Below are 12184 nucleotides of genomic sequence, written 5' to 3' on the forward strand. Positions count from 1 at the left end.
GGACCGGGCTGACGACCCGTCGGCGCGTGGCAGGATGGGCGCATGCGCATCGTGGCACTGGCAGGCGGGATCGGCGGAGCGCGTTTCCTGCGCGGACTCCGGGAGGCCATCGGTCCCGAGGACGAGATCACCGTCATCGGCAACACCGGTGACGACATCCACCTCTACGGGCTGAAGGTCTGCCCCGACCTCGACACCGTCATGTACACCCTCGGCGGCGGCATCCACGAGGAACAGGGCTGGGGCCGGACCGACGAGACCTGGTCCATCAAGGCCGAGATGAAGGAGTACGGCGTCGGGCCCGAGTGGTTCGGGCTCGGCGACCGCGACTTCGCCACCCACCTCGTGCGCAGCCAGATGCTCACCGCCGGCTACACCCTCAGCCAGGTCACCGAGGCGCTCTGCGTGCGCTGGCGGCCCGGGGTGCGGCTGCTGCCGATGAGCGACGACCGGGTCGAGACCCATGTGCGGATCACCGACGACCAGGGCACCCGGGCGATCCACTTCCAGGAGTACTGGGTCAGGCTGCACGCCGCCGTCGACGCCGAGGCGATCGTGCCGATCGGCGCGGACACCGCCAAGCCGGCGCCCGGCGTGCTGGAGGCGATCGCCGCCGCCGACGTCATCCTCTTCCCGCCGTCCAACCCGGTCGTCTCGATCGGCACCATTCTCGCCGTGCCGGGCATCCGGGCCGCCGTCGCCGCCGCGTCCGCCCCGGTGGTCGGGCTCTCCCCGATCATCGGCGGGGCGCCGGTGCGCGGCATGGCCGACAAGGTGCTCGCCGCCGTCGGCGTGGAGACCACCGCCGAGGCGGTCGCGCTGAACTACGGCTCCGGGCTCCTGGACGGGTGGCTGGTGGACACCGCGGACGAGGCCTCCGTCGCCGCCGTCGAGGCCGGCGGGATCGCCTGCCGGGCCGTCCCGCTGCTGATGACCGACGTCCCCGCCACCGCCGAGATGGCCCGCGCCGCCCTGGCGCTCGCCGAGCAGGTGCGCGGATGACCTTCCAGGTCCTCCCGGTCGACGGGCTGCCCGAGATCGACGCCGACTCCGACCTCGCCGGGCTGATCGCCAAGGCCGCCGAGTACCGGGACGGCGACATCCTGCTGGTCACCTCCAAGGTGGTCAGCAAGGCCGAGGGCCGGGTGCTGGAGGCCGCCGACCGGGAGGCCGCGATCGACGCCGAGACCGTCCGGCTGGTCGCCCGGCGGGGCGGCACCCGGATCGTCGAGAACCGCAACGGCCTGGTCATGGCCGCCGCCGGGGTCGACGCGTCCAACACCGCCCCCGGCACCGTGCTGCTGCTGCCCGAGGACCCGGACGCCTCCGCCCGTGCGCTGCGCGCCCGGCTCCAGCGGCTGACCGGGCGGCGGCTCGCCGTCGTCCTCACCGACACCTTCGGCCGGCCGTGGCGCAACGGGCTCACCGACGTCGCCATCGGCGCCGCCGGGCTGCCCGTGATCGAGGACCACCGGGGCCGCACCGACTCGCACGGCAACGAGCTGGCGCAGACCGTCACCGCCACCGCCGACGAGCTCGCCGCCGCCGCCGACCTGGTGAAGGGCAAGGCCACCGGCACCCCGGTCGCCGTGGTGCGCGGCCTCGGCCACCTGGTCACCGCCGAGGACGGCGAGGGCGCCCGGCCGCTGATCCGGCCCGCCGCCGAGGACATGTTCCGGCTCGGCACCTCCGAGGCGATCCGGCAGGCCGTCACCCAGCGGCGCACCGTCCGCGCGTTCACCGCCGCGCCGGTCGACCCGCGGGCCGTCCGGCGCGCGGTCGCCGCCGCGGCCACCGCGCCCGCGCCGCACCACACCACGCCGTGGCGCTTCGTCCTGCTGGAGACCCCCGAGGTGCGGACCCGGCTGCTGGACGCGATGCTCGCCGCCTGGCGCCGCGACCTCGCCGGGCTGGACGGCTGGGACGAGGAGAAGATCGCCCGCCGCACCGCCCGCGGCAACGTCCTGCGGGACGCCCCCTACCTGGTGGTGCCCTGCCTGGTGATGGACGGCTCGCACGACTACCCCGACGAACGCCGCGCCACCGCCGAGCGGGAGATGTTCACCGTCGCGATCGGCGCCGCCGTGCAGAACCTCCTGGTCACCCTGGCCGGCGAGGGCTACGGCTCGGCCTGGGTCTCCTCCACCATGTTCTGCCGCGACACCGTCCGCACCGCCCTGGACCTCCCCGCCCACTGGGACCCGATGGGCGCCATCGCCGTCGGCCACCCCGCCGAGCCCCCGCGCCCACGCCCCGACCGCCCCGCCGACGCCTTCATCGAGGTGCGGTAGGAGGCATCAGGGTCGGCGGTACACGTCCAGAAGATCGCCGACGGTGACCACGAGGACAACCATCTGGCCTCCCTGTACCTCGTAGAGCACACGGAAAGCACCCACCCGCAGGCGGTAGAGGCCGTCGTGCCCGGTCAGCCTCTTCAGACCGAGGCCCTCGGCGAAGGGGTCGTCGCCGAGCCCGGGGGCGAGTCGAACAGATCGGCCAGCAGTTCCGCCATGCTGGCCGTCGGGTCGTTGCGGTGGAGCTCGGCTTCCCTGGCAGCCGGCTCGTCCGCCGCTTCCTCTATCGCGTCCAGGATTTCGATCGGCACCACCGCCCCGACACGTTCGCCCTTGCGGGTGATCACGGTGATCTCACCGGATTCGGCCTTGGTGACGACCTCGGCAAGGTGGGCCCGGGCTTCACGGATGCTCAGCGATTCGGCCATGGACCGAGCGTACGCCTGGCCGTGTACACCATGGAGCCCCTCGGTCAGCGGTGGCGGTGGTCGTTGGGGGTGAGACGGGGGCCGAAGCGGGGGGCGTGGGTGCCGGTGGCGAGGACGATCCGGCACAGGCGGTGGCGGTGCGGGCGGTAGGGCTCCAGCAGGGCCAGCATCTGGGCGTCGTCGCTGCGGACCCGGCCGGCCAGCGCCCAGCCGACCGTGTTGGGCAGGTGGAAGTCGCCGACCGAGACCGCGTCGGAGTCGCCGTTGCTGCGCTGGAGGGTCTCGGCGGCCGTCCAGACGCCGATGCCGGGGACGGCGGTGAGCCGCGCGAAGGACGCCTCGTGGTCCATTCCGGAGGCCTCCTCCAGCCGGGGCGCCAGCCGGACGGCGCGCTGGATCGTGGCCGAGCGCTTCGGGTCCACGCCCGCGCGGTGCCAGTCCCAGCTCGGCACCTGTGACCACTCCCGGGCCGAGGGCGCCGCCCACAGCTCCTCGACCGGCCCGGGCGCCGGGGTGCCGTAGGAGCGCAGCAGGGTGCGCCAGGCGCGGTAGGCCTCGCCGGTGGTGACCTTCTGCTCCAGGATCGCCGGCACCAGGGACTCCAGGACCAGGCCGGTCCTGACCAGCCGCACGCCGGCCGCCTCGCGCTGGGCCTCGCGCAGCGGACCGGGCGGCAGGACCAGGCCCGCCGGATCGTCGCCCTCGCCGAGCAGCCCGGGCAGCCGGTCGAGCAGCCACTGCGCGCCCGGGCCCCAGGCGCCCGCCTCGACCACGCCCTCGGCGGGGCGGGCGAGCACCCGCAGGGTGCCGACGCCGGCCGGGGTGCGGGAGGCGCGCCAGACGGCGCCGTCGGCGGTGGTCCGGTACGCCGGGTCGGCCGGGCCGCGGCGCAGCGGGAGCAGGGTGCGGGCCACGTCCAGCGGGAAGCCGGGCCGCCAGCGGCGCACCGCCGCGGTGCCGCCGTCGGCCGCCCTGGGGGCGGGCACGCTGCCGCCGTTCATCGTCGTGCGCCTCCTCCGCTGTCCGCCGACCATGGGGATATGAACGATACGCGGGTGGCGGAGTTGTCCCCAGGTGACGAGAGCGCCGTGCGGGCCCTCTACCACCGGGTGCTGGAGGGCTGGAACCTGCGGGACGGCGCGGCCTTCGCCGGGCCGTTCGCGGCGGACGGCGAGGTGATCGGCTTCGACGGGACCAGGCACTGCGGCCGCTCGGTGATGGCCGCCGAGCTCGGGCGGATCTTCGCCGACCACGCGACGCCCGAGTACGTCGCCAAGGTGCGGCGGGTGCGGGCGCTGGCGCCGGGGGTGGCGCAGCTGGACGCGGTCGCCGGCCTGGTGCCGGACGACGCCCAGGACGTGGACCCCGCGCTGAACGCGCTGCAGACGGTGATCGCGGTCGACGCGGGGGCGGGCTGGCGGATCGCGCTGTGGCAGACCACCCCCGCCCGCTACGACCGGCGGCCCGACCTCGCGCAGGCGCTGACCGCCGAGCTGCGGGAGCTGGTCGGGCGCGGGCCGGGACCGGGGTGAGGGGGCGTCCGGGGGCGCCCCGGAGGGCCGACCGGAAAGTGCCCGTAAGCCGGATGTTCACGGGATCTCGACCCGCCCGCCACGCCGCCCGGCGCCGCCGTCACCACCCCTCCCGGACGTCCGCCCGAAGGCCGTAGGCTGGGGCGCACCATGACTTCGCCTTTCGCTGCCGATGCCCGCACCCCCGTCGAGCTGCTGCACGCTTACCTGCGAGGTGGCGCTCCCTCAGTCGACCCCGCGGCCCCGCTGGTCACCTTCTACGACGACGCCAGCGGCGAACGCGTCGAGCTCTCCGCCCGGACCTTCGACAACTGGGTGGCCAAGACCGCCAACCTGCTCCAGGACGAGCTCAACGCCGGACCCGGCGACCGCGCCGCGCTGCTCCTCCCGGCCCACTGGCAGAGCGCCGTCTGGCTGCTCGCCTGCTGGTCGGTCGGGGTGGCGGCGGTGCCGGGCGGCGACCCGGCCGCCGCCGACCTGGTGGTCAGCGGCCCGGACGGCCTGGAGGCCGCCCAGGCCTGCGAGGGCGAGCGGGTGGCGCTCGCGCTGCGTCCGCTCGGCGGGCGGTTCCCGCAGCGGCCGGACGGCTTCCTGGACTACGCGGCCGAGGTGCCCGGCCAGGGCGACCGGTTCGCCCCCTACTCCCCCGTCACCCCGGACGCCCCGGCGCTGGAGACCTCGGTCGACGGCCTGCCGCTGAAGCTGACCGGGGAGCAGACCGTCCAGCTGGCCCGCGAGGGCGCGGCCCGGCTGGGGGTGGGACCGGGCGACCGGGTGCTGTCCACCCTCTCCTACGACGACTGGGCGGGTCTGGAGGCCGGGCTGCTGGCGCCGCTGTCGGCCGGTGCCTCGGTGGTGCTCTGCCGCAACTCGGACGGCCTGGACGCCGCCCAGTGGGAGAAGCGGGTGGAATCCGAACGGGTGACACTGCGCCTCGGGTAACCCCCGGCACCGGTCCGGCGGGTAGGGATGCCTGCCATGGCCGAGGACGACACCGAGCACCCCCCGACCGAACGCCCCCCGAGCGGGGAGGCCGGCGCCGCGGAGCCGGAAGCCATTGCGGAGGCTTCCGGCGGCCGTCGGCGCCGCCGCCGGCGGTGGCTGATCATCACCGCCGGCGCCCTCGCGTTCCTGCTGGTCGCCTCCGGCGCGCTGCTCTGGATCGCCTACCGCAAGCTCGACGGCAACATCCGCACCGACTCCACCACCGACCAACTGCTGGCCCGGCTGGAGGCCGAGCGCCCCGCCCGGACCGCCGGGGCCCGCGGCGCGGAGAACCTGCTGCTGATCGGCAGCGACGACCGGACCGGCGCCAACGCCTCCTACGGCTCGGCCGGCGGCCAGCGCTCGGACACCACGATCCTGCTCCACCTGGCCGCCGACCGGCGGCACGCGACCGCCGTCTCCATCCCGCGCGACGTCATGGTCGGCGTCCCCGCCTGCGAGCAGCCGGACGGCACCCGCAGCCGGCCCGCGCTGATGCAGTTCAACGCGGCCTTCGAGACCGGCGGCCCGGCCTGCTCGATCCGCACCGTCGAGCAGCTCAGCGGCATCCGGATCGACCACTACGTGATCGTCGACTTCACCGGCTTCAAGCGGATGGTGGACGCCGTCGACGGGGTCGAGGTGTGCGTCCCGCAGCCGATCCACGACAAGGACGCCAAGCTGGACCTGCCGGCCGGGCGGCAGACCCTGCGCGGCGAGCAGGCGCTCGGCTACGTCCGGGCCCGGGAGACCCTCGGCGACGGCAGCGACACCCAGCGGATGGGGCGTCAGCAGCAGTTCCTCGCGGCGCTGATCCGCAAGGTGCAGTCGCAGGGCGTGCTGCTCAACCCGACCAAGCTGTGGCCGGTGCTGGACGCGGCCACCTCCTCGGTGCGGGCCGACGGCGGGCTGTCCTCGCTGGGCGCGCTGTACGACCTGACCCAGGACCTGCGCGGCATCCCGTCCTCGGACGTGACCTTCCTGACGGCGCCGCGGCAGCCGTACCGGTTCGACTCGGACCGGGACGAGTTCGTGCAGCCGCAGACCACCCAGCTGTTCGCGGCGCTGCGGGACGACCGGCCGGTGGAGGTGCGGCCGCCGGGGTCGGGCCCGTCGCCGACGGCCCAGCCGGCCCCGCTGGCCTCCCGGACGGCGTCTCCGTCGCCCACTCCGTCACTGAGCGTCAGCACTCCTCCGTCCTTCGAGGGGCGAACGGCCGACGTGGACGCGTGCGCGGTGCACTGACCCTCGACGGGGCGGATCAGCGGTTCATCGGATCACCATTCCGTACACGGATCATGATCTTGAAAGGTTCTCACCGGAAATTCCCAGCACCTGATTCACCTGCGGAATTGCCGTTCCGCGCCATGGCGGAGATCACATCAGGAACAATTCCCCCACCCGGCTCGTCTAGGGTGTCCGAGTCGGTCGCGCAATTCGCGCACCGGCCGGAGAACCGGTCGGAGGGAGGGGAACACCCGTGCAGCAGGACATCCATGGCGCCACGCCGGACGCCGGGCGGGCCCCGTCCGACCCGGCCCGGGGCATCCCCGTCCAGCGCCGGCGCACCCCGGCCGAGGCCACTCCACCCGCCTCCGAGGCGGCCCCGGAGAGCGCGGCAGGGGGCGGCCGGGCCGCCCGGCGCCGGGCGCGCGGTGCGGCCCGGCGCAACCGGCGCCGGCGGCTGCTGAAGTGGACCGGCGGCCTCTCCGCGTTCGTCCTGGTGGCCGGCTGCGGCGGCGCGTACTACGCGTACCAGCACTTCAACAACAACATCACCGCCGTCAAGGTGCAGCTGGGCAACGAGGCGGAGCGGCCCAAGCCGGTCGGCGACGCCATGAACATCCTGGTGCTCGGCAGCGACAGCCGGGAGGGCCTGGGCCGCTCGTACGGCGACGAGGGCAGCGCCGGGCACGCCGACACCACCATGCTGTTCCACGTCGCCAAGGACCGCACCAACGCGACAGTGCTCAGCATCCCGCGCGACCTCATGGTGTCCGTCCCGGACTGCCAGACGCCCGACGGGAAGACCATCCCCGGCTCACCGCGCACGATGTTCAACAACAGCCTCGGCCAGGAGGGCCGGGACCCGGGCTGCACCTGGAAGACCGTCGAGAAGCTGACCGGGATCCGGGTCGACCACTTCGTGATGGTCGACTTCGAGGCCGTGAAGACGCTCTCCACCGCCGTCGGCGGCGTCGAGGTGTGCGCGGCCAAGGACATCAACGATCCGGATTCGCACCTGAAGATGAGCAAGGGCCGGCATGTCGTCCAGGGCGACGAGGCGCTCGCCTTCGTCCGTACCCGGCACGCCGTCGGGCAGGGCGGCGACCTCAGCCGGATCCCGCTCCAGCAGCAGTTCATCAGCTCGATGATCCGCTCGGTCAAGAGCGACGACACCCTGACCAACCCGGCCAAGCTGTGGAAGCTCGCGGACGCCGCCACCAAGGCGCTCACCGTCGACTCCGGGATCGGCAGCGTCGACAAGCTGACGGAACTCGCGCTGGACATCAGCAAGGTCGACACCGAGCACATCACCTTCACCACCGTGCCGGTGCTGGACGACCCGGCGGACGAGAACCGGCTGGTGCTCAAGCAGCCGGACGCCGGGCAGTTGTTCTCGATGGTCGGGGGCGACCGGTCGCTGACCGGGCCGGCGGCCGCGCCGCAGGCCCCGGGCACCGCTTCGGCGGCGGCCACCCCGGAGGCGGCCCAGGCCGCGCCGGCGGCTCCGTCGGCTGCCGCGCCGTCGACGCCGTCCGCCGCCGCGGCTCCGGCGGCGGACGCGAAGGCGCTGCGGGTGGCGGTGCGCAACGGCAGCGGGACGCCCGGGCAGGCGCAGCAGACCGTCGACCGGCTCCAGGCGAAGGGCTACGCCCGGGCCGCGACCGCCGCCAACGCGCCGGTCGCGGAGGCCACCACCATCGCCCACCCGGCCGGGAAGGCCGCCGAGGCGGCGGCGCTGGCCACCGCGCTGGGCCTGCCCGCCGACGCGGTCAAGGCGGACCCGAAGCTGGGGGCCAAGGACGGGCTGGTGCTGGTGCTCGGCAAGGACGCGCCGGCCGCCGCCGCGGCCGCGGCGAGCGCGCCGGCGACCGAGGCGCCCAAGGACCTCCAGCGGGTCCAGGCCGACGACACCGACGTCTGCGCGAAGTAGCCCGCCGTCAGAACGCGTCGGTGGATGCGGCGTCGGGTTCGCGCCGGGCTTCGGGTTCACGCTGGGCTTCGGACTCGGCTGCGGGCCCGGCTTCGGGCTCGGCGGGCGTGAGCACGCCGTCCGCCTCCCGGTACTCCTCGCCGGTGCGCGGGCAGCGCCAGCGGTCCTCGCCGGCCGGCTCCAGCGGTTCGCCGGCCCGGCCGACCCACTTGATCCGGCGGGCCGGGACCCCGGCCACCAGCGCGAAGTCCGGGACGTCCCGGTGCACCACCGCGCCGGCCGCGACCAGGGCCCAGCGGCCCACCGTCACCCCGGCCACCAGCACGGCGCGGCCGCCGATCGAGCAGCCCCGACGGAGCGTCACCCCGCGGGCGTGCCAGTCGTCGCCGCGCTTGAGCCGGCCGTCGACGTCCACCGAGCGCGGGTAGAGGTCGTTGGTGAGCACCGCGGCCGGGCCGACGAAGACGCCGTCCTCCAGCACCGCGGGCTCGTAGACCAGCGCGTGGTTCTGGAGCTTGACCCGGTCGCCGATGCGTACGCCGGGGCCGACGTAGGCGCCGCGGCCGATGATGCAGTCCGCTCCGATCACCGCGTCCTCGCGGACCTGGGCGAGGTGCCAGACGGTCGTCCCGGCGCCGAGCACCGCACGCCCGTCGACGTCGGCGGTCGGCTCGATCCGGGCCCCGGCGCTCTCGGAAACGGCGGCGGACCCGCCCTCAACTGTCCCCATGGCGACCGACGATAGCGCCGGGCGGGGGAACGGGAGGACGGGTCCGCGGGATTGGCCGATTGGTGCCGGGGAGGGGCGGCGGGTGTCAGCCCCGCTTGGCCACCACGTCGGTGGTGGCCGCGGCGCTGGTGCCTATCACCTTGCGGGCCAGCGAGCGCGGCGAGGTGAGGAAGCCGAAGCCCCAGCTGAGGTGCATGGTCGCGAAGGCCAGCGGGAGCAGCGCCTTCGCCTTGAGCGACAGGCCGCGGCCCTCGACCAGCGCGCCGCCGCCTATGCCGAGCAGGTAGGCGGCGGGACCGGCCAGGAAGGCCGGGTGGACGGCCGCGCCGAGCACCAGCCCGAGCACGACGCCGAGGAAGGCGGCCGGGGGCGCGAGGTAGCGCAGGTTGACCGAGCCCCGGTGGTAGCGGGTGACCACCCGGCGCCAGCGGCCGTAGTCCTTGTACTGCTTGGCCAGCGCCTTGACGCTGGGCCGGGGGCGGTAGGTGACGCGCAGCTGCGGGGTGAACCAGACGAGGCCGCCGTCCTGGCGGATGCGGTAGTTGAGCTCCCAGTCCTGGGCGCGGACGAACTCCTCGTTGTAGCCGCCGAGGCGCTCCAGCACCTCGCGCCGGAACACCCCGAGGTAGACGGTGTCCGCCGGGCCGGCCAGGCCGCCGGTGTGGAAGGCGGCGTTGCCGACCCCTATCTTGGAGGTCATCGCGACGGCGACCGCGTTCTCCCACTCGGTCTCGCCCTCGGCGTGCATGACGCCACCGACGTTGGCCGCCTCCATCTCGCAGAGCAGCCGGACCGCGGTGGTGATGTAGCCCGGCGTCAGCAGACCGTGGCCGTCGACCCGGACCACGACGGGGTGGCGGGAGCCGCGGATCGCCGCGTTCAGTCCCGCGGGGGTGCGCCCGGTCGGATTCTCCACGGTCCGGACCCTCGGGTCCTCGGCCACGAGTTCGGCGGCGATCTGCGCGGTGCGGTCGGTGGACGGACCGAGGGCGATCACCACCTCCATCGGCCCGGCGTAGTCCTGTTCCAGGATGTGCCGGACGGCCGTACGCAGGTGTCGTTCCTCGTTGAGCACCGGCATGATCACGGAGACCGCCGGCAGCTCCTCAGCAGCCTTGGTGTTCATCGGGGCCAACCGTACCGGTGTGGATGGGGTGCCGTCTTGTCCCGGTCTGGGGCGCTGTGCCCGGCCCGGAGGCGGCCGTGTGCGAAGGATCGTCGACGAGACGTTCCACCTCGCCGGAGAGCACCAGGAGGAACGATTCACCGATCGGGGCCCACCGTACAACCCGACCCCGGCGCGCCCTCACCCGGCCCGACCGAGGGCGCCCCTACCATCCGAGAGATGCCCGTCTCCCCCCTCTCCGCCCAGCCCGGAGGCCCGGCCGGCGCCTCGCCCGGACGGCGGCGGCGCCGCTGGCCCCTCCGGCTCGCCGCAGGTGTCGCCTTCGCCGTCCTCGCCACCTCCTGCGGCGGCTGGGCGGTCCTGCGCGGCATCGGGTCGATCGACCGGGTCGACGCCTTCACGGGTGACCGGGCCCGGCCGGCCGACGACGACTCCACCACCTTCCTGGTGGTCGGCACCGACGAGCGCGACGGCATCCCGGAGAAGACCCTGAGGAGCGTCCTGCACGCCGGGGGCGAGTCCTGCCACTGCACCGACACGATGATGATCGTCCAGCTCGCCGGGGACGGCTCCCGGGCCAGTGTGATCAGCATTCCGCGCGACTCCTATGTGGACATCCCCGCCCACCAGGACCCGGCGACCCACAAGGAGGTCCCGGCCGGCAAGGGGAAGATCAACGCCGCGTACGGGCTGGGCGGGCCGCAGCTGACCGTGGCCACTGTCGAGGAGAACACCGGGCTGCGGATCGACCACTACCTCCAGGTGAACTTCGCCGGGTTCGTCTCCGCCGTGGACGCCGTCGGCGGGGTCCGGGTCTGCACCTCCAAGCCGCTCAAGGACGAGTACTCGGGGCTGGACCTGCCGGCCGGCACCAGCACCCTGGACGGCGCGGGAGCGCTCAAGTACGTGCGCGCCCGGCACCTGGACGGCAGCGCCGACCTGGGGCGGATGCACCGGCAGCAGCGGTTCGTCGCCCAGCTGCTGCACGAGGTGACCAGCAGCGGCACCCTGCTCAACCCGGTCCGGCTGGCCCGGGTCACGGACAGCCTGCTCGGCTCGGTCAAGGCGGACCAGGACCTCGCGGCCGACGACCTGATCACCCTGGCGGCCCGGATGAAGGACCTGACGGCCGGGCGGGCCGACTTCGCGACCGTGCCGCTGGCCTCGGTGGACCATCCGGTCGCCGGGTGGGGGTCGACGGTGCTGTGGGACGAGGAGGGGGCGGAGGAGCTGTTCGACGCCGTCCGGGAGGGGCGTCCGCTGACGGAGGGCGCGGGCGGGGCGGCGGACGACCCCGGGGAGGGAGGTCCCACGGCCCCTTCCGCCGCAGCCCCTCCCGCCCCGGCTCCGGCGGCCGCCGTCGCACCGGAGCAGGTGCACGTCCAGGTGCTCAACGCGGCGGGGGTGGCGGGGCTGGGCGCCCGGGTCGACTCCGAGCTGCGGCGGGCCGGGTTCGCCACCACCGGGGCGCCGTCCAACGCCCCGGCGGGCACGGCGACCGGGCGGACGGTGATCCGCTACGACCCGCGCTGGGCCGACGCGGCGCGGACGCTGGCGGGCGCGGTGCCGGAGGCCGAGCTGACCCCGGTGCCGGGGCTCGGGGTGATCCTCCAGCTGTACGCGGGCACGGACTACCCGGCGGCCGGGCCGACGGCCACCGCCACCCCCCTGCCCCCGGCACCCCGTGCGGCACCGTCCGGCCCGGCGGGAGAGCCGAACGCGGACGGGGCGGGGAGCGGCGGCGGGGCGGACCCGGGCGGCGTCGAGCGGGCGAGCGACATCATCTGCCCCTGAGCCGGAGCGGCTCGTGCGGGAACGGCGAGGGGCAGGGTGCCGACGGTGGTTTCTAGCGGTTGTCGCAACACGTGGTCGGTTGTCTAGGCCGCGATGAGTCTATGCAGGCGCTCGGCTGGGGTTTCCCAGCCGAGCGTCT

At 74.7% G+C, this 12184-nt stretch carries 11 protein-coding genes; 7 read left to right on the forward strand and 4 right to left on the reverse strand.

The window, feature by feature from the left end:
• Nucleotides 1–42 precede the first annotated feature (42 nt).
• Complete coding sequence (gene cofD / locus ACFZBX_RS35560) at nucleotides 43–1002, forward strand: 2-phospho-L-lactate transferase (protein WP_391537948.1); 960 nt, start codon at nucleotides 43–45, stop codon at nucleotides 1000–1002.
• Nucleotides 999–2291: a coenzyme F420-0:L-glutamate ligase gene (locus tag ACFZBX_RS35565; protein WP_391537949.1), complete on the forward strand. Its 1293-nt coding sequence runs from the start codon at nucleotides 999–1001 to the stop codon at nucleotides 2289–2291. Before cofD ends, ACFZBX_RS35565 begins: the two co-directional genes overlap by 4 nt.
• 143 nt (nucleotides 2292–2434) lie before the next feature.
• Here the strand turns inward: ACFZBX_RS35565 and ACFZBX_RS35570 are convergent, their stop codons facing one another.
• Both ACFZBX_RS35570 and ACFZBX_RS35575 read right to left on the reverse strand, forming a co-directional pair.
• Nucleotides 2435–2722 (reverse strand): type II toxin-antitoxin system Phd/YefM family antitoxin, encoded by a 288-nt coding sequence (locus tag ACFZBX_RS35570; RefSeq protein WP_391537950.1) that lies wholly within the window; start codon nucleotides 2720–2722, stop codon nucleotides 2435–2437.
• 44 nt (nucleotides 2723–2766) lie between these two features.
• Nucleotides 2767–3723, reverse strand: a complete 957-nt coding sequence (locus tag ACFZBX_RS35575; protein WP_391537951.1) for a DNA-3-methyladenine glycosylase family protein — start codon at nucleotides 3721–3723, stop codon at nucleotides 2767–2769.
• Between the two features lie 39 nt (nucleotides 3724–3762).
• Here ACFZBX_RS35575 and ACFZBX_RS35580 point away from each other — a divergent pair, with 39 nt between their 5' ends.
• The 4 genes from ACFZBX_RS35580 (at nucleotide 3763) to ACFZBX_RS35595 (ending at nucleotide 8395) form a co-directional block, all read left to right on the forward strand.
• Nucleotides 3763–4254 carry an SgcJ/EcaC family oxidoreductase gene (locus tag ACFZBX_RS35580; protein ID WP_391537952.1) on the forward strand — a complete coding sequence of 164 codons (492 nt, stop codon included), beginning with the start codon at nucleotides 3763–3765 and terminating at the stop codon, nucleotides 4252–4254.
• A 150-nt stretch (nucleotides 4255–4404) separates the two neighbouring features.
• Nucleotides 4405–5196: a TIGR03089 family protein gene (locus ACFZBX_RS35585; RefSeq protein ID WP_391537953.1), complete on the forward strand. Its 792-nt coding sequence runs from the start codon at nucleotides 4405–4407 to the stop codon at nucleotides 5194–5196.
• A gap of 36 nt (nucleotides 5197–5232) precedes the next feature.
• Complete coding sequence (locus ACFZBX_RS35590; protein WP_391537954.1) at nucleotides 5233–6483, forward strand: LCP family protein; 1251 nt, start codon at nucleotides 5233–5235, stop codon at nucleotides 6481–6483.
• 235 nt (nucleotides 6484–6718) lie between these two features.
• On the forward strand, nucleotides 6719–8395 hold the full coding sequence (locus ACFZBX_RS35595) for an LCP family protein (protein WP_391537955.1): 1677 nt from the start codon (nucleotides 6719–6721) through the stop codon (nucleotides 8393–8395).
• Nucleotides 8396–8402: 7 nt separating this feature from the next.
• On the opposite strand, the gene ACFZBX_RS35600 is transcribed toward ACFZBX_RS35595, so the two are convergent.
• Together ACFZBX_RS35600 and ACFZBX_RS35605 are read right to left on the reverse strand one after the other, a co-directional pair.
• Nucleotides 8403–9125, reverse strand: coding sequence for an acyltransferase (locus tag ACFZBX_RS35600; RefSeq protein WP_391537956.1), 723 nt, complete (start codon nucleotides 9123–9125; stop codon nucleotides 8403–8405).
• A gap of 85 nt (nucleotides 9126–9210) precedes the next feature.
• On the reverse strand, nucleotides 9211–10251 hold the full coding sequence (locus tag ACFZBX_RS35605) for a glycosyltransferase family 2 protein (protein WP_391537957.1): 1041 nt from the start codon (nucleotides 10249–10251) through the stop codon (nucleotides 9211–9213).
• Nucleotides 10252–10470: 219 nt separating this feature from the next.
• Between ACFZBX_RS35605 and ACFZBX_RS35610 the strand changes: the two genes are divergently transcribed.
• Complete coding sequence (locus tag ACFZBX_RS35610) at nucleotides 10471–12045, forward strand: LCP family protein (protein ID WP_391537958.1); 1575 nt, start codon at nucleotides 10471–10473, stop codon at nucleotides 12043–12045.
• The last annotated feature ends 139 nt before the right edge of the window (nucleotides 12046–12184 follow it).

The organism is Kitasatospora sp. NPDC008115 (assembly GCF_042957205.1).
GTDB lineage: Bacteria > Actinomycetota > Actinomycetes > Streptomycetales > Streptomycetaceae > Kitasatospora.